Origin of the sequence: Shewanella sp. 6_MG-2023, assembly GCF_030547195.1 — a bacterium.
In the GTDB taxonomy this organism is placed as follows: domain Bacteria; phylum Pseudomonadota; class Gammaproteobacteria; order Enterobacterales; family Shewanellaceae; genus Shewanella.
In genome coordinates, this window is sequence record NZ_JAUOQU010000032.1 from 21,876 (window position 1) to 45,016 (window position 23,141).

Here is a 23,141-nt window from a genome sequence, read left to right on the forward strand (position 1 = left end):
TCGAGTGCCCCACTGACCTTTACCCTTCGCTTACTTAACCTTCTCATTCCTATTCTGTATTTTCTTGATTACTGCCAAGCGCTATCAGGCTTCCAACTCTCTGCCCACATTGGTAATTGCTCAGCAGGCATTGGCCGTGCAATACCATAACCTTGCGCTAGCATGCAGCCCATAGACAATAGCTGGGTTCCATGTTCGATGGTTTCAACACCTTCAGCAATAACTTGGCGATGAAAAGCCCGCGATAAACTAATCACCCCCATCACAATGGCGCGGTCATCAATATCAATCAGCATGCCTTTGACAAAACTCCGATCAATCTTCAGTAGGTTGGCAGGTAAACGTTTAAGGTAAGTGAGTGATGAAAACCCTGTGCCAAAGTCATCAAGTGCAAAGCTGACGCCAATATTAATGCATTGCTCCATTGTCGCCAGCACTTGCCCCATATCCCCCAGCGCGCTGGTTTCTAGTATCTCAAGCTCCAATGAACTCGGTTTAATCAACGGTCGCTGCGCTAATGCTGCTGAGAGTTTGGCAGTAAAATCTTTTTGTTGTAATTGTAAGGCGTCAATATTAACGCTGACAGCAATATCAAAGCCAGCAAGGGTCCATGAATACATCTGTGAAAGCGCGGTATCAATAACCCAATCTCCCAAAGTGACACTGATGGAATGATTATCAATAAAAGGAAGAAACTCCCCAGGTAATAGCAAGCCTTTCTCTGGGTGCTGCCAACGGATCAACGCCTCACAACCGATCACAGTGCCTAATTTCATATTCACTTTCGGCTGGTAATATAAAACAAACTCATCTTGCAAAATCCCCCGCTGAATATCATCAATCACCTCAAGGGTGCTTTGTAAGGATTTGTCTTTATTGACATCAAACAGGTGATAGCGGTTTTTGCCACTTTGTTTAGCTATATACATGGCCTGGTCGGCATGGCGTATCAGTTGATCTGCACTCACACCATCTTGAGGGTACAAGGTAACGCCAATACTGGCAGACACCTGCAAAATGGCTCCAGCAGCTTTAATCGGACAACTTGCTACCTCTAGCATCCGCTCTAGAACCAACTCACAATCGTGCATGCTTTCTAAATCCACCAGTAAAGCAATAAATTCATCACCACCAATACGGGCCAGAATGTCTCCATCTCGCAGAGTTTCGCTCATTAACTGCGACAAAGTAATTAGCAACTCGTCACCGACATTATGGCCATAGGTGTCATTAACGGCTTTGAATCCATCTAAATCAAGGTAAGCCACGGCTAAAAATTTTCCGCGTCTGATGCTCTGACTCATTGCATGATCCAGTCGTTCCGCCAGCATTACCCGATTGGCTAACCCTGTTAGCGGATCATAATGGGCAATGTGTTCTAGTTGTTGTTGATGGCGCTTCATTGAGGTGATATCTGAAAACAGTGCGACATAGTTTTGGGTTTGCCCCTCGGAATCTGTAACCGCACTAATGGTGATTAGCTCGGCAAATATGTCGCCATTTTTACGCTTATTCCACAGCTCGCCTGACCACTGCTTATGTTGTAATAACGATGCCCACATCCTGTTGAAGAACTCGCTGTTGTGCCTACCTGAGTTTAAAAAACGTGGGTTTCTGCCAATGACTTCTTCTCGCTCATAACCGGTAATCGCGCTAAAAGTGGCGTTAACATCAATAATAACCCCATTAATGTCGGTGATCATGATGCCCTCACGGGCATGAGTAAAAACACTGGCTGCGAGTTTGAGTTGATCTTCAATTTTTTTATTATTACTAATATCAATAACTTCAATAACTCGTGCATTACAGCCTTTATAAGTAATATTTTTTCCCTTAATGCTTAGCGGATATCGTGTTCCGTCCTTGCGAAGGCCTTCAGCTTCAAAACTATTTCTATCATCTTGATGCATTCTTATTTTTACCGTTTCAAGATACTCTTTCGCGATTAATTTCAAACCATCCATACCAATGAGCTCTGAGTAACTGAAACCAGTAATAGTGGATAAACCATTATTACACTCAAGGATACGGCCCTGATCATGGATAACAATACCGCCATAGGTTGCTTCGCTAAGAGCCCTAAAGCGCTCCTCACTTTGCTGTAAAGTCGTTTTAGCCTCTGCCAAACGTCGATTAAACAAGTGCATATAGAGAGTGATACTACTGGCTAAAACCACCAAAAAAAGCGCTATGGATAATACCGGGTAGAGCCAGTTAGGAGTTGATGTAGGGCTATCATTATAAATAAAGCCATCAAGGTGACGAATATCATTGACCACACTGGCCTTAGCAAAGGTATTTGCCATATGTTGCCAGCGATCAGAGTTCATATGCCCAATTTGGATCAAATTAGGCAGAATCAAGTTTTGCATTGCATTAGCTTCATAGAGCAAATGCTCACGGGTTTTATTAACCTGATACTTAGCCATTAATATATCGACTATTTCTTCAGGGTTGTCCATGGCATAGCGCCAACCTTTGAGGGTCGCTCGCCTCATTGCCGCAACACGTTTTGGATAATTATTTAACTCAGCTTCAGTAGTGAAAAAAATATCACTGTAAAAATCAACTCGGTAGCTTACTGGATCAATAATGTCATAGGGGACATTAGCTTGAGCAAGTACATAGGGTTCATTGGTAATATAAGAGTTAAAAGCATCCACCTTGCCCGTGATTAAATCATCAAGCTGAAAGCTGCTGGGGACGATCTCAAGCTGTGACAAGGAAATGCCTTCATTAACTAACATGGTCAAAAAGCCTGCATCTTTATCCTTATTCGCCAGCATCACTCTTCTGCCAATAAGGTCATGGGCAGAGCGTATTCCTGACTCTTTTAACGTCAACAAGATAGATGGTGAATGCTGAAAGATAGCAGCCAAAGCAATAAGTGGTTCACCTAAAAGGCGATGGTATAGCACCTCACTGTTACCTACTGCATATAAAGCATTACCCGATAACACTTCGGCTACCGGTAAGCGTTGCGGATCGCCTTCAAGCAAACGAACCTCAAGACCTTCTTCTTGATAAAAACCCTTTTCTAACGCAGCATAATAGCCGGCGAATTGAAATTGATGATGCCAACGTAACTGCAAATATACGATATCCACTGCTTTTGTTGACGCTAGTGATAACGATTCTGATATTTGGGTTATTTTGAGCTGTGCTGAGGTTTTTACAGAGCGTTCAACTAAAGGTTCAGATTTAGGCTCTGATAAGGGGGCAGATAAAGCAGCAGCGAACGAGCTAGATACGCTTAAGATTAACAAAGTCACTAAGACAAATAGCACACACACAACTGCTGCACGACGCATCATCGAAGCATAGGTACAATTTCTGAGCGATAATAAACCAAACCACATGCAGTAAACCTTAGCGCTAACAGTCGATAAAGGGTGCTAAATGCTGTACTTAAACCATGAATTTATTGGTACTGAGATTAAGAAATAAACGGCATTGCCATCGCAGGGAGGGGAATATAACTAAAGCTATTAGAATCTAAAAATTGCTCTTCTTCCCTGATATTAAAATCGACTTAAACCGCTAAAACTACTTTTTATCTTTGCAGCCAAAACACTGAATAATAAAAGTATAGAAGATAACAACACCTTCGCCATCAGCCAGGCTAGTTTAATCTAAAAAAGTGTCAAATAACGCCAATTTGTGGCAAGTATGTATTCAAGCTGAGTGTGAATAGCTTGGATATACTGCCAATAAAATATGCAAACCGATAAGATAACCCAGCAAAGAGTTCACCTGACTCTGAACTCTGGAAAAATAGCACTGAGCAGGTGGGCAAGTTAACACATGCCCACACACAGCTTAGCGCTCAACTCTGGCTAGTCTTGCTTCAAAAAATGCCACGGTTCTTGACCAAGCAAGTTCAGCATTTTTCTCATCATAACGGCCGGTAGAGTCATTATGAAAACCATGATTAGCATTGGGATACATGTGCATAACGTAATCGACATTGGCCGCTTTTAAATCCGCTTCATATTCTGGCCATGACGCATTAACCCGTTTATCAAGCTCACCCAATTGGATCATCAGTGGCGCCTTAATATTTGGCCGTAAGGCTTTGGCCGCTGGCGTACCATAAAATGGAACTCCGGCATCAATCAGATCGCTTTCTATCGCGGCTAAATAATTCACCATATAGCCACCAAAACAAAAACCTACTGCCCCCAGTTTACCGTTAGATTGCTGATGTGATTTTAAAAACTTAGCAGCGGCAACAAAATCATATTGAATTTTTTCACGCTCAAGGGTGCGCTGCATGGATCTGCCTTCATCGTCATTGCCAGGATAGCCACCTAGCGGAAACAAGGCATCAGGCGCAAACGCAATAAAGCCTGCTTTAGCCAGCCTGCGGGCCACATCTTTGACGTAAGGGTTTAAACCTCTATTTTCATGAATAACCAATACCACAGGGAATTTACTATCAGGGTTTTCTACAGCTTGGGTGGGTAACACTAAATAGCCTCGACCTTCGCCATGGCCTTGGGGGGACGCAAAGTTCTGATAACTGGCTTTAATGTCACTATCGTTAAATGACACTTGCTCGGCTAAGGCATAATTAGGTAATAGCGCACTGGTTAATACTGTCATGGAATAGCCCAGCGCCACTAAACCGGTTAATTTTTTCATAAAAGTACGACGGTCCATACCGCCATGGGCATATTCATCGTACCAATCAAAAGCTTCTTGTGGAATATTATTATTTTTCATATTTTACCCATATCAAATTAGCGGCGCTGGTGTATTGACTTGATTACTATTAACTCATCGCTGCATTTACCTAAACAAATGAGAATAACAATCAAAACCATTTTGACTAATTAATATGCGGTAAGCTTGCTTAAAAAGCAAACATAAAGCAGTTGATTTATTTACACTAAAACATAAGCAAATAACGGCGCGCCAATCACCATAGCAATACCGGTAAAAATCATGGTTAGGCTGGCCACAACCCCTTCCTCTTGGCCAATTTCAGCCGCCTTGGCCGCGCCCACACCATGGGCAGCGCCGCCTAAAGCTGCACCTTTTGCCAATGGGCTTTTAATTTTGGCTAATTTAAATACAGGGCCGCAAAGTAACATGCCTAGCACCCCAGTAATTAATACTAAGGTTGCAGTTAAATCAGGTGCACCGCCAAATGCGGTAGTTGCCTCAATAGCAAATGGGGTTGATACTGAACGCACCAGTAAACTGTGTGATAGCTCAGGCGGTAAATAAACAAACTGCTCAATCAGCCATGAAGATAATAATCCCACCAGCAAACCAGTAATCACCCCAATGCTAATTGTTAATGGATAACGGCCAATTAATTTACGCTCACGGTATATGGGCAGCGCAAAAGCGATGGTTGCAGGCGCAAGCAAAGCGCTAAGATAATGGTTATAAACAAAATAAGTAGGTAACGGCACTGAAAAAATCACTACCAATACCATTAAACTCGCCGGAGTTGAAATAATCGGTGATAACCACCAGTAATGGTAATGTCGGTGCAAAAACTTACTACTAAAATAAGCCACTAAAGTCGCTAAAAGACATATCAGCGCTAAGGTTTGTGATGTCATCCATGGCGACGTCATTAAGGTCAATGAGCTAAGAAACTGCATATTAAACTCCCACCGTATCTGACGTTGCCAGCGCTGCATCTGCTAACATTTTTGTCGCTCTGTTGCGCCTTGCTCGGTTTCTACGGCGCTCGAATCTAAATACCCTATCAATAACAAAGCCGGTGATCACTAACACTGAAATACTGCCCAGCACTAAGGTGAACATCAAACTACCCCCAAACTCTTCAAACATAGGAGCATAATGGATTGAGGCGATAACGGGAGGAATAAAAAACAGCAATAATTCACCAATTAACCACATTGCGCCAACGGCCACAAACCGCTCAGGTAACCACTTAAATGCCAGCAGGCTGTACAAAAAAATCAGGCCAATCACACTACTTGGTATGGGTAACGCTAACAGCTCAACCAAGTATTGGGCGCTAAAAGCTAACCCACACAAAAAAGCCACTTGTAACAGCAAATGGGAAGTTCGTTTTACAAACAGCAGGGAGGAAGTCATAACACATCAGATTGAATTAGTTTCGATGTGGCTATTTTACCCTTGCAATAAAAATAAAAATAATGAATATTATTTACCAAATAGATAACTAATGGTTATGTAATTATGGATCTTAAAACGCTGCAATATTTTGTCGACATCGTAAACTGTGGTGGCTTTAATCGCGCTGCAGAAAAAATCCATATTAGCCAACCTGCGCTGTCAAAATCCATCACCCAATTGGAAGCTGAACTTGAGCTTACGCTACTCACCCGTGGTAAACGCGGCACAGCCGTAACCCTTACCAGCTACGGCCAGCTGGTGTATGACTATGCGCAGCAGTTACTCAGCACCAAACAAGCGCTGTTTGATGAAATAGCCTTACTGAAAGGGCTCCATAAAGGGCAGTTAAAATTAGGCTTAGCGCCACTGGGCAGCGCCGAGCTATTTGCGCCAATTATTGCCAAATACCAGCAACGTTATCCACACATTAATAATCAGCTGTTAGTTCGCGGTGGAGTGCAACAAACCTTAGCATTAAAAAATGGCGAAATAGAGCTAGCAACAGGTATTATCGAGCTTAATCAAGAGTTTGAAGGAATAGCAATTCATACCGAGCCTATGGTCGTGGTGCTGCCAAGTCAGCACCCGCTGGCAAAGCAGCCGCAAATATCCATCAAGGCACTGGGTAACTGCGAGCATATCTTATTTGAAGCAGAGTTTTCACTGCATGAGATGGTCATTAATGCTTATCAACAGGCTGGTATCAGCATAGAAAGCCCAACCTTAGTGAATCAACCTGAGTTTGGCATAGCGCTGGTTGCTGCAGGCACTGGGATAATGTTATTACCTAAGTTTATTGCCGAGCGTTATCAACTGGAAGGCGTGGTGCAGCGTGAACTTATTGATACCAATTTAAGCTGGAAGATGAATTTATTTTGGAGTAAAGGCAAGCCATTATCTTTTGCCGCAATGGCCATGATTGAACTGGTTAAAGAGCACCTAAAACACCAACAAATGAAATAACTTACCAGTTAACGATTAAATGTTAACTACATTTTAAACAACAACTTAACACAAGTTAGTATCAAAGCGAGCCACTCTAGCCTCGGCTTCTGTGCAGCCGGTAAGTTGTATCAATTCAGCCAGAGTAATGCTGGGACTATCAGTGATCAAACGCGCTAATTTAGCCGTTAACGGTTCTAGTTTGTCACTATGGGAAAGCAGTGCGATATTGATCTTTTTTATCAGGTGGGCAAACTCAGTATTAGCTTGCCCATGTAACTGCGCAGCAAAGGACTGAATATTGATGGCATCACCCACCAACTGCCAGTTGCGTGAACGGCGCACTCGCTTAAGCTCGCAGCCATATTGCTTTGCCATATCTTTAGCTTGCTTGGCTGCGCTGCCACCGATGCGATGAAAAAGCGAAGGCAGTGCAATGGTGATACCTTCATTCATAAGAGGATTTGTGAACATTTACTCAGGCGGTTTAATCTATGGTAAATCATAACTCGATATAAGCCCTGTAATTAATAAAATCCTCATATTAAGGATTTTATTAAGTTAACGGTAATAACAGTCAACTGGCTATCAGCCACAAAACGCCACATTGCTGTGACGTTATGATACCTAGATAAAGAAACAACAGTTACTGAGCTCGCTACAAAAGATAAAAAATGAGGCAACATAAATCAAATGCTGCCTCTTACTGCAATATTTACCCTAAGAGCCTGTTAACTATGGCACAATTTTAAACGATGGGTTTGCTTGGGTTAGCGACTTAGCGAGTTTTTGAATTACTGTCTGATCGCCTTGTAAACTGGCTTGCTTGGTTTTCAGTAATTCCGCGATGCTCACCTGCTGTAAACTAAACTTATCAACATCTTCTTTGTTGATGGTAAAGGTTGCATCTGCAGCGCTCTTTTTAGTCACTTTGATGTTGTTGAGGTTACCGTTACTCATTTCAACATAGTAAGTTTCGTTAATATCAGGCAGTACGATATTCATGGTAAAGCTATTGTGTTGGGCAACACTGGCATCAACTTGCACTGCCAGATAATCTAAAATCATCCCCATGTCCATTTCACTGATCACATCAGCAGAATTGCCTTTTAACACTGTTTCTTGAATGCCATGGCGCAGTTCATAAGCACCACTTAAATACACGTTGCGCCAGCCCGCGCCTTCACTTTGATAACCCTGTTGCTCGTAGGTATCAGCCAGTAAGTCGCGGCCTTGTTGTAGCTCAGGGCAAGCGGTTACGACTTTATTCATTGCCGTGGCAACAAAGTTATATTCGCCTTTGTCAAAGTCGCCCTGCGCTTTGGTTAACACCGCTTTACAGCCTCCCATGTATTCAACAAACTTAGCTGCTTCAGCTTGGGTTGGCAGTGGGTTAAGGTTTGCCGGATTCATATCAAAATAGCCAAGATACAAATTATATACCGCTCTGGCATTATGGCTATAGGTGCCGTGGTATCCATTGGTATGCCATGCACTTTGTATGGTTTCTGGGATCAGGTTTTGGATCTCCCAGCCAATGTCTTGCATCACTACGCCGTTATTGGCTAAACGCAGCGACTGATTATGAACAAAGCCATAGTTGTCTCGTTGCAGTTTAAGAAAATCATTTAAATCTTCATTACCCCAAATCGGCGCTGAGTGCGCAGCAAATAATACATCCGCTTCACCACCAAATTCAGTGATCACCTCATTGATTTTCTTTGACCATAGCAACGCATCTCTGGTTTTTGCGCCGCGTAAGGTGTAAATGTTATGCATGCCTTTATAGGTCAGCTCTGCTGCCCAAATGGCGTTCATGCTTGGAATATAGGCCACAGCTTCTGAGGTTGCCTCTGTACCAGATGCATCCATGAAAATAAATTCAAGTCCATCAATCGTCCAAGACTCGATATCAGCTTTATGATTAGTTTCAATCGGTTTGACGTAGCTTAGCTCGCCTTTAGTTACCGCATTTGATAGCGCAGCATCAACAATACCGGTTTCACCAATTGGCAATACGGTGCCGTATTGATAAGACACGCGGCGTGACATGGCATTACCCGCTAGCACGTTCTCATCGACAATTTCTTTGGTGATGTTTTTAGAGCCATAAGCCACCACATCAGGGAACATTTTTTGGATACCACGAGCGCCGCCAAAATGATCACCATGGGAGTGGGAATAGATCATCGCTACAACTGGTAAATCGCCGTCTTCTGGTAAGTTGTTTAACGCAAAACGAAGCGATGCTTCAGCAGCCTCTGGGGTCGTTAACGGATCTAAAATAATCCAGCCTGTTTCACCTCTAACAAGGCTCATATTGGCAAGGTCGGTGCCGCGTACCTGAAAGATTTTATCTGAGACTTGATACAAGCCTGCCGCTTCATGGTTCACTTGTCCTTGACGCCATAATGATGGATTCACCGTATCAGGGGTTTTACCTTCTAAAAATCGATAGTCATTCCAAATGATGGCTGCGGTCGTTTCATCAAATTCGGCGATTAAGCCTTTACGGGTTTCTTCAAAACCCTTGGTATTGTTAAAGTCTAAGGTTTTGGCAAAAGCTTTATTGGCTGCAATCGTCGCTTTGGTGGCTGGCTTTCCTTGGTATTCGAATGTGGTAGTAAGCGCATGCTCATCAGTGCCTGCGCTATGGTCATGATCGTGCGCCACGACAGCTGAAGAACATACAGACAAAATTACTGTAGTAATAATTGATTTTTTCATAAACACCTCGGTTTAAAGTAAAGCCAGATATCAGTTTAAGGGGACTAAATATCATCAATAGGTGTATTATATATAAGCTGTGACAACGATGAATAAGCTACAAGTGATGTTAAACATAAGCCTGACTTATATTAAAGAGGCCGTAATATGGATTTGAATCTGCTAAACACCTTCATGAAAGTGTATGAATTACAGTCATACACTAAAGCTGCCGAGCATTTTAATATCAGTCAGGCGGCGGTGAGTATGCGCATAAAACAACTTGAAGCCGATATCGCTAATACGTTATTTATCCGCAAAGGCCGCTCTATTGAGCCTACTGCCCATGCCAATTACATGATGACTAAACTCGCGCCAGCGTCAGATTTAGTTTATGAAGCCCTATTTAAAGTCGGCCATAAAATTTATGCCCCTGATTTATTGGTTTATGACTTAGCCAGCCTCGACATTGACGTGTATACCCCACCGCTGAATCAAGAGCAGATTTTTACTGATATCAGAAATCGAAAGGTCGACTTGGTATTAGACTTTGTCACCATTAACGACCCAAGCGTGGTGAGTGAAAAGGTATCTGAAGAAGAAGTGATGGTTGCCGTAAGACAAGATCATCCTCGGATTGTAGACTCAATCACTGAACAAGAGTTTTATAATGAGCGCCATGTATCCATCAATGTCAGGCGCGAAAAGTCGAACTTATTTATGCTATTAAGTGACGCGCCAAAACCCAGAGATATTGCTCATGAGGCCACTTCGCTAGTCTCGCAGCTTGCCTATGTTGCCCATACTGATACCATATCCATCACCCCGAAACGATTTACTTCGATTGCAGCAAAACTTGGCGTAAAGCTACTTGCTTGCCCAATGAAAATGAATAAAGCGCCCATCTCGATGCTTTATCATCGATCATTTTTACATAATGATGAGCATAAAAAATTAAGGCAAAAAGTGAAAAATAAAATTAGCCTTTAGAGCTGAGGTTAAGCCGTCAATTATCAGCGACCCAAATTAACTCATTAATGTTAACCAACCAAGTAGCATGGCTGGTTAACCTTTTAAGCAGGCAAGCTAAGCAAACAAGCGCTGCAAAAACTAAGCTAAAAAACTTTAGTAACAGAAATTTAGTAAAAAAGTTAAGTTAAAAACTAGCTCAAGCTTTTAGCTAAGTCCTCAATCACATTCAGCGCATTAGATAACTGCGCATTTGATAAGTATGGTGCGGGGCCAAAGCGTAACTGATTGCCGCGACTGTCACATAAAATACCTTGTTTCCCCAGCGCCACAACCCACTGATTGGCTTTGGCGGTGGTTAAAGACAAAAATCCGGCATTATCAATAATGTTATGTGATGGCAAAGCTAAAACCTCACGGCTTAAGCCCATAGTTTCAATCCCTTGCCATAAGGCAGTAATTTGCTGCTGACTTATCGCCCTCAGCTTGATGTCAGTAAGCTTATGTTGCTCAAAAAAATCAAACACTTCAGCGGCGCGGTAATGGCTGGCGGGATCATAAGTCGAGCCTGCAAAAGCGCTTTGACCCGGGCCATAACCCACTTTCCCCGGTACGTGATCAAGTACCTCAAATTCCGCATACCAGCCAGTGATAATCGGGCTGCCCTGATACTCTGCAGGAATGCGCAGCATGCAATTGCCCTCACCTGCCTGACAATATTTGTAGCCACCAGCAACGATAAATGCCGAGGTGAGCTGCCATGCATCGAGATTAAATGGCAGCACATTAAGGGCATGATAGGCATCAACCAAACAAGGGATGTTTAAATCTTGTGCCGCTTTTGCCACCAAGCCAACGTCGTTAAATATCTCACTGGTGCCAAAAAATACTGCTGATAACATTACGGCATCGGTATCGCTATCAAGCTTGTTGATGATGCGCTCAGCTAAAGTGTCACTTGGCTGCACCTCAACCACTTCAATATCAACATTGATGTCTTTTAAACGGCTCAGCTGGCGCCTCAAGGAGTGAAATTCACCATCTGTAGTGACAATCTTAATCGGGCGTTTAAGGGGCTGTTTAAAGCAATGCAAGTCGGACAAAAAGCGTAAGATCAGTTCATGGGTTGAAGCGCCTAAGGTAATTTGCGCTTGGGGCTCACCCAATAAACCACGGTAAAAGTCACGCACCCGGTCAGCTTTTTCAAAGGCTAGTGACCATTTTTCATCTATGTGTTTTGCGGCATCATCAAAGCACTTTACTAAGCCCAGCTTTGCTACATCAGGCCAGGCTTGATGAGAGTGGCCCGACAATAAAATACGCTCGCTCACCTTAAAGCTTTGATAGTGAGTTTGTAGTGTTAGCGCAAAATCCTGATCCATGCTTGCTCTCCAAAACCGATTATTTTTATTGGTAATCTTGTGTTATTTGTAACTGATACTATTACTGATATCGCTACTGATATTGCTGCCCGCGCTCGTACTTGTGCTAGCAGGGTTGTAAATATAGTAGTAAACCCGTAATCAAATTTACAGATGGGTGCGTAACTCAAACAGCTCAGGGAAAAAGCTAATATCCAGGGCTTTTTTCAAGAAGCCCACCCCAGATGAGCCGCCCGTACCCATTTTATTGCCAATTATGCGCTGCACGGTATACATATGCTTAAAGCGCCACTGCTGAAAACTGTCTTCGATATCAATTAACTTTTCGGCGAGTTCATACAGTTGAAAGTGCTCGTCGGCATTTTGGTAGACGTTTAGCCATGCATTTAACACTGAATCATTACGCTCATAGGGCTGGCTAAAATCACGATTTAACTGCAATGCTTCAATATGTAAACCACGCTCATGCAATACTTTTAAAGTGACATCATACAAACTAGGCGCTTCGAGAATTTGCGTTAACTCTTGATGCACCACAGGATCGCTTTCATGCACTTTTAGTAAAGAGGCGTTCTTGTTACCCAATAAAAACTCCAACTTACGATAACCATAAGACTGAAATCCCGATGAGTGGCCTAAAGAATCTCGAAATTTAAGGTAATCCACAGGGGTAAGTGTTGAAAGAATATTCCACGACTGAGTTAACTGGTTAAAAATCTGTTTGACCCGAGAAATCACTTTAAAAGCATGACCAAAATCGCCCTGCTGGATATTGGTAATCGCCACACTGAGTTCATGCCCTGCTAGCTTTAGCCACAATTCACTGGATTGATGGATAACAATAAACAACATCTCATCATGTTGATCTGATAATGGCTGCTGCGCCGACAACACTTGATTTAACTGTAGATAATCGCCATAGGACATATCATCTTTAAAGTCGGTGTGAATATCCTCTTCCATCGCCCGATAGTTACTGTGGGGACAACTCATGTTTATCGCTCCGGTTATTATTTTTATGCCTCAAAAACGATTTATTTAATCACGAACACTGCCTCAAGTCAGTGAGGACTGAATATTAACGTCATGCCTTACTGTACGCCTGAGTTAACACTGACGTTACAAGTGCCGATAACAAAACTGACAGCTCAACCGATAACTAAACCAACAGCCATTGTCCAAAAGCCAGTTAATTGATCAAAAAAACAGAGATGATTAACTGAATCAATCTTGACAAAGCACACATAACACACATATCTTTACAGTATAAAGTTTACACCGTAAGGATTGCTTTTTAACTTTGCCTTACTCGTTCGAGCCTTATCTGTTCAAAGGGACACAAGGGATTTATACCGCAAGTCGATATAACAAATTGATACTAACAATGGAGCTGAAACCACAATGACAGATTTTGATGCTATTGTAATTGGAGCAGGGAACGCTGGCTTAACCGCAGCAACCACCTTGCAAAGAGGCGGAGCAAGAACATTATTGCTCGAACGCCATAATATTCCTGGAGGTTGTGCCACCTCTTTTGTGCGCGGTAATTTTGAATTTGAAGTGGCTCTGCACCAACTTAGCGGCATGGGCACTGAGCAAAATCCGTTTATCATGCGTCAAATATTCACTGAACTGGGCATCATGGATCAACTTGATGTGGTTGAAGAGCGCGAGCTATATCGCTTTGTGATGCCATCAGCTAACGGCGCTAAGCCTGAAATTGATATTACTTTGCCAGCACATTGGAAAGCGCTGGGTAAAACACTGGTGAGTCACTATCCAGAAGAAGCAGACAATATTGGCCAGTTTTTAGATTTATGTGCAGGCCTTGCCATGGAATGCTTTATGGTCATGCCTAAAGTAAGGCATTCAAATGATGAAGCTGTTTTAAAAGCAAGCTGCCCGTTATTTGTGAAGTACGGCTTAAGGCCAGCCAAAGAATTACTGGATCAATTTTTTACCAATAAAGATCTTAAAGCCGTTATCGCCGCCTACTGGTGCTATCTGGGTTTACCGCCAAAAGACTTCCCGTTTCGTGACTTGGCAGTGATGCTATATGCCTACGCATCATTCAAACCTTGTCATATTAAAGGCGGCTCACAAGCTATTTCTAGCGCCTTATTGGAATCATTCCTTAATGCGGGTGGTGAGGTTCGTTTTAACTGCGGCGCTGACAAAATTATTACTGATAAAAACCAAGTTGTTGGGGTTAAAACTGAGCACAATGAGATATTTACTTGTAAGCAAGTTATCTCCAATACCAGCCCATTACACACCTTCAATGAACTGCTGGATATCCCAACGCCGAAACAAGCCGCATTTGATATGAAGTCGCGCCGTATTGGCACCTCTGCTTTTGTGCTTTACCTAGGGTTAGATTGCTCCCCAAGTGATATCGGCGTGACTGCGGCATCCAACTTTATTATTGATGATCGAGATGAAGAAGTGGCTCATGAGATCATGCAATCCTTAACGCCGCCAAAACACACCATGATGACCTGCTATAACCATGATGATCCCAGTTTTGCCCCGCAAGGTAAGTCGGCATTATCTTTACTTTGTTTGCAGTATGGCGAACCTTGGCAAGCACTCAGCCCTGAAGATTATGCTCGTACCAAATACCAGTTTGCAGAAAAACTCCTTGATCACGCCGAGCGAGTATTTCCTCACATTCGTGAGCATATTGAAGAAGTAGAAGTGGCCACCCCATTAACCATGATGCGTTACTTAAATACCCCCCATGGGGCGATATATGGTTTCCAGCAAAACACCCAAGATGCCAATATATTTCGTCGCCGCGTCAGTGAAGTAGCCGGTCTCAACTTAGCAGGTTGCTGGAATGGCATGGGCGGCTTCCAGCCAACCTATATGGTCGGTCAAAGCACCGCCAAAGAAGTACTAAAGCAATTATCAAAGCCTAAAGCGGCCTCGCAACCACAACAGGAGTTATCACATGCCTAATTCAGTCATCGAAAAAGAACAACGCCCCGTGGTGAATATTTTGCATGCGGTCGACGGTTACAATGAAGCGCTAGCACACCAAAAAAACTTGTATCAGGCAGGCACCGACTTTAACGAACAAAAAGGCAATGTGGCCCAAACTATCGCTCGGTTACATCCTAAAAGATTAAAGCTCACTGTCAGTGAGGTGATTGTCGATACCCCAAGCACAGTCACCTTGCGCTTAACCTCAAACACCCAAACCCTGCCGCCATTTCAGGCAGGCCAATATATTAATTTATTTGTCGATATTAACGGCACTAAAACCGCTAGACCTTACGCCATATCCTCAGCGCCCCAGCAGCGAGAATATTATGATTTAACCATCAAACGGGTTGAGGGTGGCTTTGTATCTAACTATTTACTAGATCAAGTGAAAACAGGCGATAGCTTTGAAAGCACAGGTCCCATGGGCACCTTTTACCATAACCCGCTATTTCACGGTGATGACTTAGTCTTCATTGCAGGCGGTTCAGGCATTGCCCCAGCCAGAAGTATGATCAAAGACATTGTTGCCAACACCTTAGTTGAGCGTAAGAAAAACCAAAAGCTGCATCTTATCTATACCAGCAGTTATCAAGCTGATGTGATTTTTGATGAAGAATTAAAGCAACTTGAAAAAGAGCATGATTTTTTGCGCATCAGTTGGATCATTACCCGTCCCAACGAGCAATACCAAGGGATGACAGGACGGATTAATGTTGAGCGGCTGACACAATTGTTAGGGGATGACGCTGAAAAATTATCACAGAAGATGTTCTATGTATGCGGGCCTACCAGCTTTCATGACCACTGCGCTGAGCAACTCAGGCTACTTAACGTCAAAGCCAGACGAGTACGAATAGAATGTAATGGCCCGCCTAAAAACCCACAAAACTTAGCGGGATGGCCGAGCAATGTTAACGCCTCAGATGTGATTAAGGTGACGATTAAAGGCCAAGGCAGTTTTGAAGCCAGAGTGGATGAGCCATTACTCAACAGCATGGAGCGTTATGGCTTTAGCGCCGAGAATGCCTGCCGCTCTGGTGAATGCAGCTTATGTCGAGTGAAGGTGTTAAACGGCGCGGTATTTAACCCCGCAGAAGCAAAGCTACGCTCAACCGATGAAGCTTATGGCTGGTGTCATTCTTGTGTGGCTTTTCCCTTAAGCGACATTGAAATTATGATTTAAGCTTGAAATAAACCGAGCTGGCGTCAGCTAAATATTGTTTTAAGTTAACCCCTTGCGGTAACTGAATATGGCCTTCGGTCATAAGTGCCGCCATGCCGTGTACCATAGCCCAAGCGCCAATTGCTTGGGCTTTTACTTTTTGGTTGTCTTCATTTTGTAAGGCAAAGGCGGAGCGAAGCAAATTAAATGGTCGTCTTAGTTGCTCATTTTCATTATGACTATTCTCACTATGGTTATTTTGTTCAGTCGACGAACTTGTCTTTAATGCTGGCGTTTTCATTGCTGAAGCCTCAACTTGACCAAGCATCAAACGGTATAGTTGTGGATTCGCGATGGCAAACTCTAAGTAGCTCACCCCATAAGCCAACACTAACTCTCCCGCTACCGCAGCATCATTTTTATCTAGATGTGCCGTGCAGTGTTCCATCGCATCAGCCATGAGTACAAAACCAGACTCAATAATATGACTCAGCAATTGTTTTTTGTTTTTGAAATGCGCATAAGGTGCCATATGAGAAACACCCACTTCAGCCGCTATCGCCCGCAGTGACAAGGCATTAGCGCCATCGCGTTGCAAGATAGTATTGGCTGCAGCAATCAAAGACGCCTTTAAGTCACCGTGATGATATTGTTTATCACTCATAAAACTCATACACCTTAAGTCTAATATGTTAATTATTATAATGAGGGCAACGTGAGAAATCATTAGAAATATATAATAAATCCAATATCTTGCTTTAAATTAGATGACGAGTTTTACAATAATGCTTGTACCCAATAGCCAAAAAGCCTATTTAACGATTAGCGCCACTGTCACGCAGTAGTCTTTATTCCCCCTCAACAATCCGCTGACCCTTTTTTGAGATAGCAAATCCGCCAAACAACATAGGCTCTTTAAAATAACGACAATGTTATAAATTGATTTAAAATAGAACGTTAGCCTAAGACTTAAAGTGCATTAGGCTTGTCACGCCTCTTTTATTGCTTAATCGTTAAGGTTAATCATCATCCTGAAAGCGATCGGCAATTTTAATAAACTCTTCTTGAAGCGCATCAAAGGCATCTGCTATATGTGGGTCGAAATGACAGCCGCGGCCTTCTTTGATTATGCTTGTAGCCTGTTCGTGTGTAAAAGGCGGCTTGTAAACTCGACGACAAATAAGTGCATCATAACAATCGGCAATGGCCATAATCCGTGCCGACAAGGGAATATCTTCTTCAGCTAAACCTTCTGGATAGCCGCTGCCATCCCAACGCTCATGGTGACTATAAGCTATATCTTTAGCGATGCTTAAATAGCTTGAATTTCCGTATTCATTTTCAGCGCTTTCCAGTGCTGATTTACCATATTCGGCATGCTTTTTCATTTCACTCCATTCGCCTTCATCAAGCTTGCCAGGCTTTAGTAAAACGGCATCCGGAACCCCCACTTTACCAATATCGTGTAACGGCGCTGATTTAAACAATAGGTCAATGTAAGCATCATCAATACTCGCAGAATAAGGTGAGTTTTCTCTTAAATATTCAGCTAAGGCTTTAACGTAATATTGAGTGCGACGAATATGTTTACCGGTTTCATTATCACGAGTTTCTGCTAGCGAGGCCATACAGTAAATAGCGACATCTTGGGTTCGAGATATTTCAGCCGTTCGCTCAAGCACTTTGGCTTCTAAGTCATGGTTTTGCTCTGCCAGAGCTCTATTTGCCGAAGTTAAGGCCAAATGGGTTTTAACTCGAGCTCGAATAATGGGAAGGCTAAAAGGTTTGGTGATGTAATCAACAGCACCCAATTCAAAGCCCAATATTTCTTCTTCTATTTCAGCCTTTACCGTCAAAAAAATTATCGGTATGTTGCTAGTGTCAGGGTTACTTTTTAACTTTTTACATACCTCATAGCCGTCTAATCCAGGCATCAAAATATCCAGTAACACTAAATCAGGCATAAAGCCTTGGGCGATACGCTCCAGTGCTTGTTCGCCACTTTTCGCCACAGAAACATGGTATTTACTCCCCAAAACCTCGATCAATACACTAATGTAAAATGCTTCATCATCAACAATTAATATTTTATCTTTAAGATATGGTGACATGTTCAGTTTCCTGTTCAGTTTCCTGTTCTGCTTGGGCTATGACTTGGGCGATTAATTCTCTAGCATTATCAAACTCAAATTCATTGACCTGCTCGATAAGTTTCTCAATCAGATGACTATCGACCTCGCCATCGAGGGCTAATATGTTTTCTTTAGCTTGCGGATTTCCAGCTGCTAATAGCTCATCAAGCGGTGATAAAACCCTGCTTAAATTGGCTGATACTTTAAACGGCTGTCTTATGTCAGTGCTATTACTTACGGATTGATTAATCCATTGGCATTGCTCAAGCCCTGCGATTAATACCGTAAGACTATCGGTAAAAGCTTGCCACTCAGGGACATCAAAGGGGGATGGGTGACTATGCAGTTGGCTTTCTAGATTAGCCGACGCCAGCTCTAGTTGTTTAGCGCCAATATTGCCAGCAACACCTCTTAAAGTATGAACGGCTCGTATGGTTGATTTTAAATCGTCAGCATCTTGATAACTCTGCAACAAGTGCAACTGATCTTTGTGACGCTGATAAAACTCACCAATAAGTTGCGCATAAAGCTGTTGGTTGCCCCCTAATCGCTTAATACCCCAGTGCACATCAACTCCCTCTATGGGGGCAAGCGACATATTTTGCTGCCCCTGAACTTTCTGGCTTTGTTTATGGGTAAGGTAGGGGCTAAGGGCTAAATAAAGCTGATCGGGCTCAACGGGTTTAGCCAGGTGAGCGTTCATCCCAACTTGTAAGCACTTATCGCGATCCCCTTTCATCGCATGGGCGGTCATCGCAATAATCGGGAGTTGTTTTTTATCAAAACGGCTGCGGAGGATTTCGGTGGCTTCGAAACCATCCATAATCGGCATTTGTACATCCATCAAAACAACATCAAATGTCTGCTCATCAACCATTTCTATTGCTTGCTTACCATTGTCGGCTACTGCTGAGGTTAACCCCATACGCTGTAAAAATTCAGTAGCGACCTGTTGATTAATCGATTGATCTTCTACCAATAACACATGGCCCTCTAACTGCTCAATCGTATTCTTCTCTGTTGCTGGCCCCATGGGCTGCGAAGGCTCAAAGATTTTCATCAAGGTATCAAATAGCACTGACGCATTAAGCGGTTTAATTAAAAATGCATCCAGCAAATCATTTTCCACCTCATTCATCACATCTTCACGCCCGTAAGCGGTAATTAAGATTATTGACGGTTGCTTACGCAGCGGTAAGTATTTAATGCTTCGGCTAGCCTCAATGCCATTCATTTTTGGCATCTGCCAATCCATTAACACTAATTGATATGGCCGCTCATCTTCCATATTGTTGATCACGCTAAGCATTTCAATCGCTTGCGCACCACTGACTGCGGTCTCAACTTCAAAGGAAAATGACTCCAGCAGCTCTTTTAAAATTTCTCTGGCATTGTCATTATCATCAACCACAAGCACTCTCATCCCTTTAAGGGAAGCACATTCCGTAATGACTGATTTTCGACTAGAAGTGACTTTAGGCACTGCAAGATTAAGCCTAAAGCTAAAGGTGCTACCTTGATCGGGTTGACTGGTTGCAGAAATATCACCTTGCATTAATTCAACTAATTGCTTACTGATGCTCAAGCCTAAACCAGTACCACCATGGAGCCGAGTAATACTGCCATCAGCCTGAGTGAAGGCATTGAAAATACTAGTTAAATTAGCTGGTTCAATCCCTATACCTGTGTCTTTAACTGAAAATTCTATGGCTACTTGCTCGTCTGTTTGCGACAGCATTTTAGTACGCAGCAATACCTCACCTTTTTCGGTAAACTTTATCGCATTTTGGGTTAGGTTTATTAGCACTTGCTCAATGCGTAACGCATCACCAATAATTGTTTCTGGTATTTTAGGGTCTAACTCAAACTGCAGCTCAATGCCTTTATCGACGGCTTTTATCCCCAATAGGTTGGCAATGTTAGTAAATACTTCATGTAAGAGAAACTCGCTCTGTTCAATTTCGAGTTTACCCGCCTCTACTTTTGAAAAATCGAGTATGTCATTAATAATCCCCAACAAACTTAAAGACGCTCGTCTTATTTTTTCAGAATAATCCTGTTGTTTATGATTTAATTCTGTCCCTTGCAATAAATGCGTCATACCAATAATGGCATTCATGGGGGTGCGAATTTCATGGGACATATTGGCAAGAAACTGACTTTTAAAAGCGCTAGCCTGTAATGCATCACGCTTTGCCTCCTCAAGTTTTTTACTACTTTGTGTTAATTTAAGCCTTGCTTTATTAAGCTTTCTATTCCAAACAAGGGTATACAGTATCATTGGCAACAATATGCCACAGGTAATTAAGATAGCCCGCCAAATCTGATAATGATTATCCTGATGTTCAAACTGCACAGAAAACCACTTATTTTCGATAGCTTGCCGTTGCTGAGGGTCAATTCTCGCAATCGCGAGATTGACAATTTCCAACAATTCAGGCCAATCTTTGCGAATACCGATTGATTGTTTAAAGGTATAAGGCGTGGTTGCGGTCACTTTTACATTACGAATACCGAGTTCTTCTAATGTCCAAGATGAGGCATTTAAATTACCAATATAGCCATCAATTTCACCAGCGCTTAGTGCAATCAGTGCCTCTTTATTGGATGAAAATGGTACTAAATTAAATTGTGGATAATCATGTTTTAATGTCTCTTCGATGGCATAGCCTTTAACCACACCAACTTGCTTATTATCAAGATCATCAAGACTGGTCACAAAACGGGTATCTTGATGAACTAACACCATATATGGACTTTCCAAATAAGGGGTAGAAAACAGCATCACCTCGCGCCGTTCAGGTGTGGGGGTTACAGCAGGTAAAATATCTAGCTCTCCAGCGGAAAACTCTGCCAACACTTGGGACCAGGGTTTGTTAACAGGGGAAATAAACTCTGCACCAATTAAATTTGTCAATCTGGACATCACATCTGCCGACATCCCAGAATAAACACCGTTATCATCAATAAATTCAAAAGGCGGCCAGCTGTTATCAACTCCTAGTCGCCAAGTGGGATGAGCCTCCAACCATGCATGCTGTTTTTGAGTAAAAATAAGTGGACTGCTAATTTTACTGTCTTGATTAATCCAATCAGTATGTATCTGCTGGCGTCTTGACACACTTATCGAATCGAGGGCTTTATTGAGAATGCCAAGCAAGGGCTCCCATTCAGGATCTTTATAAATGGCAAATCTTTGATGAGCGGGCGCAAACATAGGATCGCCACTAAAGGTTAAATTAGTCAGCTGCAAACTATCCATAAGCCAAGTGACAACCGCTTGATTGCCAATATACGCATCAACTGTACCGAAAGAGACCGCTTTCAATGCCTCTTCAGTTGTTGAAAAGGTCATTAGATTAATCTCGGGATGATTATTGCTAATTTCATCGACTAAATAAAAGCCTTTCTCTAATGCTAATCTCTTGCCATACAATTCTGTCAATTTGGAATATTGTTGTGCGCCAGTTTTAGAAACAATCACCTTAATCGCACTAAAATAAGGCGCACTAAACCACAGGTTTTTGGCACGGTCTGGTTTTTTTACTAATGTTGCACCTAGTTTTAAATTTCCAGAACTAACCGCAGAAAGCATATCTTGGAAACTACCAAACACTCGAGTGTCAAAGCTCACTCCTAACTGCTTTTCAAAAAGGGTTAAATAGTCATGTAAAATTCCCGAGTGCTCACCATTAGGGTCGATAAAATCTACCGGCGGCCAACGACCGTCTACGCCAATAGGAATAATCGGATGAGCAGCCAGCCATGCTTTTTCTTCTTCTGTAAGGGTAATAATTGGCTGTGTCACTAATAACGGTTCAGCTAAATTTTGATACTCCCAATGAAAACCACTCCACTTAGCAGATATCGCATCTTTTTTCTTATTATCTATTTGTTGTATGCCTGTATCTATTGTTTGCAGTAATTCAACGTTTTCCTTCTTCACTGCTGCGCGAAAAGGATGTGAATATAATGCGGATTCAATGGTTTTGAATTTAGTCGTTGCAGGTGTTTGTTTTAAATAGGTGTCAAGGTAAAGCGGCTGGCAGATAAACAGGCTTATTTCGCCATTAATTGCAGCATCAAATAATGCTTTATAGCCTTTGAAAGTCCTAATGTCGGCATTGGGGAAATATTTTTTTAGCCAATTATGATGAAAACTATTGTGGGTAACACCAATACGGTATTGTGGTATTTGTTTAATAAATTCAATACCTTGCTCTACAGTATTGGCATATAAGAAATATTCACTATGTAACAGTGGCGCAGAAAAAGACATACTTTTAGCGCGTTTTTCATTTTGAAATACCCCAGCCAACAAATCGACTTTATTCTGCGCTAACCAAGTTTGCCCTTCTGCATTAGAGCCTGGTACAAATTCAACGGCTTTACCTGTGATTTGCGACCAAGTACGCCAATAATCAATTAAAATACCAGCAGCTTGGCCTTTGTCATTAAGATATTGCAACGGAGTGCTATCAGTTCGGTAAGCAATACGCACTACTTGCTCATCATTAGGAATTGCTTCAGCTTCAGCTGCTGCCGTAAGGTGACAGAAAAAAGGACAAAAAAAACCGAGGAATAGGCAAGCTAACCTCAATTTCATTGCAAAGTGGCTTACTAAAAGTAGACGAGGCATCCTTGTGAAGCGACTCATGCTAACTCCCTGTATGAGCTTAAAATAATAAATTCCTTATGTGCTTACCTGCACTGAATTAATCTTAGCACTCAAATGGC

The 23,141-nt window shown here is 42.4% G+C and carries 15 protein-coding genes; 4 read left to right on the forward strand and 11 right to left on the reverse strand.

The features are described 5' to 3' along the window. Window positions 1-68: 68 nt before the first annotated feature. From Q4533_RS16485 to Q4533_RS16500, 4 genes are all read right to left on the reverse strand, one after another. Window positions 69-3,359, reverse strand: coding sequence for an EAL domain-containing protein (locus Q4533_RS16485; protein WP_303503368.1), 3,291 nt, complete (start codon window positions 3,357-3,359; stop codon window positions 69-71). Window positions 3,360-3,819: 460 nt separating this feature from the next. Further along, window positions 3,820-4,725, reverse strand: coding sequence for a dienelactone hydrolase family protein (locus Q4533_RS16490; protein ID WP_102477040.1), 906 nt, complete (start codon window positions 4,723-4,725; stop codon window positions 3,820-3,822). Window positions 4,726-4,886: 161 nt separating this feature from the next. Further along, window positions 4,887-5,618, reverse strand: coding sequence for an LrgB family protein (locus Q4533_RS16495; RefSeq protein ID WP_241901120.1), 732 nt, complete (start codon window positions 5,616-5,618; stop codon window positions 4,887-4,889). 1 nt (window position 5,619) lies between these two features. Further along, window positions 5,620-6,081, reverse strand: coding sequence for a CidA/LrgA family protein (locus tag Q4533_RS16500; RefSeq protein WP_102439135.1), 462 nt, complete (start codon window positions 6,079-6,081; stop codon window positions 5,620-5,622). Window positions 6,082-6,186: 105 nt separating this feature from the next. Here Q4533_RS16500 and Q4533_RS16505 point away from each other — a divergent pair, with 105 nt between their 5' ends. Continuing rightward, complete coding sequence (locus tag Q4533_RS16505) at window positions 6,187-7,086, forward strand: LysR substrate-binding domain-containing protein (protein WP_303459042.1); 900 nt, start codon at window positions 6,187-6,189, stop codon at window positions 7,084-7,086. Between the two features lie 45 nt (window positions 7,087-7,131). On the opposite strand, the gene Q4533_RS16510 is transcribed toward Q4533_RS16505, so the two are convergent. Then, window positions 7,132-7,521 carry a ribosome recycling factor family protein gene (locus tag Q4533_RS16510; protein ID WP_303503372.1) on the reverse strand — a complete coding sequence of 130 codons (390 nt, stop codon included), beginning with the start codon at window positions 7,519-7,521 and terminating at the stop codon, window positions 7,132-7,134. A 279-nt stretch (window positions 7,522-7,800) separates the two neighbouring features. After that, a complete protein-coding gene (locus Q4533_RS16515) occupies window positions 7,801-9,792 on the reverse strand; it encodes an alkyl/aryl-sulfatase (protein ID WP_303503375.1) in 1,992 nt (663 codons plus the stop codon). Window positions 9,793-9,939: 147 nt separating this feature from the next. On the opposite strand from Q4533_RS16515, the gene Q4533_RS16520 reads away from it, so the two are divergent. Next, the gene (locus Q4533_RS16520) at window positions 9,940-10,761 is read left to right on the forward strand and encodes a LysR family transcriptional regulator (protein WP_303503377.1); all 822 of its coding nucleotides are present in this window, start codon (window positions 9,940-9,942) and stop codon (window positions 10,759-10,761) included. Window positions 10,762-10,934: 173 nt separating this feature from the next. Here the strand turns inward: Q4533_RS16520 and Q4533_RS16525 are convergent, their stop codons facing one another. Next, entirely contained in the window at window positions 10,935-12,122 is a 1,188-nt protein-coding gene (locus Q4533_RS16525) for a kynureninase (protein ID WP_303503379.1), read from the reverse strand. Between the two features lie 147 nt (window positions 12,123-12,269). After that, entirely contained in the window at window positions 12,270-13,115 is an 846-nt protein-coding gene (kynA, locus tag Q4533_RS16530; protein ID WP_102476692.1) for a tryptophan 2,3-dioxygenase, read from the reverse strand. A 408-nt stretch (window positions 13,116-13,523) separates the two neighbouring features. On the opposite strand from kynA, the gene Q4533_RS16535 reads away from it, so the two are divergent. Together Q4533_RS16535 and Q4533_RS16540 are read left to right on the forward strand one after the other, a co-directional pair. Further along, complete coding sequence (locus tag Q4533_RS16535; RefSeq protein WP_102440441.1) at window positions 13,524-15,083, forward strand: NAD(P)/FAD-dependent oxidoreductase; 1,560 nt, start codon at window positions 13,524-13,526, stop codon at window positions 15,081-15,083. Next, window positions 15,076-16,293 (forward strand): FAD-binding oxidoreductase, encoded by a 1,218-nt coding sequence (locus tag Q4533_RS16540; protein ID WP_102531899.1) that lies wholly within the window; start codon window positions 15,076-15,078, stop codon window positions 16,291-16,293. Before Q4533_RS16535 ends, Q4533_RS16540 begins: the two co-directional genes overlap by 8 nt. Here Q4533_RS16540 and Q4533_RS16545 read toward each other — a convergent pair. The 3 genes from Q4533_RS16545 to Q4533_RS16555 form a co-directional block, all read right to left on the reverse strand. Continuing rightward, window positions 16,283-16,936, reverse strand: coding sequence for a TetR/AcrR family transcriptional regulator (locus Q4533_RS16545; RefSeq protein ID WP_198589377.1), 654 nt, complete (start codon window positions 16,934-16,936; stop codon window positions 16,283-16,285). The two genes, Q4533_RS16540 and Q4533_RS16545, sit on opposite strands and share 11 nt — an antisense overlap. A 355-nt stretch (window positions 16,937-17,291) precedes the next feature. Further along, window positions 17,292-18,383, reverse strand: a complete 1,092-nt coding sequence (locus Q4533_RS16550) for a two-component system response regulator (protein WP_303503382.1) — start codon at window positions 18,381-18,383, stop codon at window positions 17,292-17,294. Then, window positions 18,367-23,061 carry a transporter substrate-binding domain-containing protein gene (locus tag Q4533_RS16555; protein WP_303503384.1) on the reverse strand — a complete coding sequence of 1,565 codons (4,695 nt, stop codon included), beginning with the start codon at window positions 23,059-23,061 and terminating at the stop codon, window positions 18,367-18,369. Before Q4533_RS16555 ends, Q4533_RS16550 begins: the two co-directional genes overlap by 17 nt. Between the last annotated feature and the right edge of the window lie 80 nt (window positions 23,062-23,141).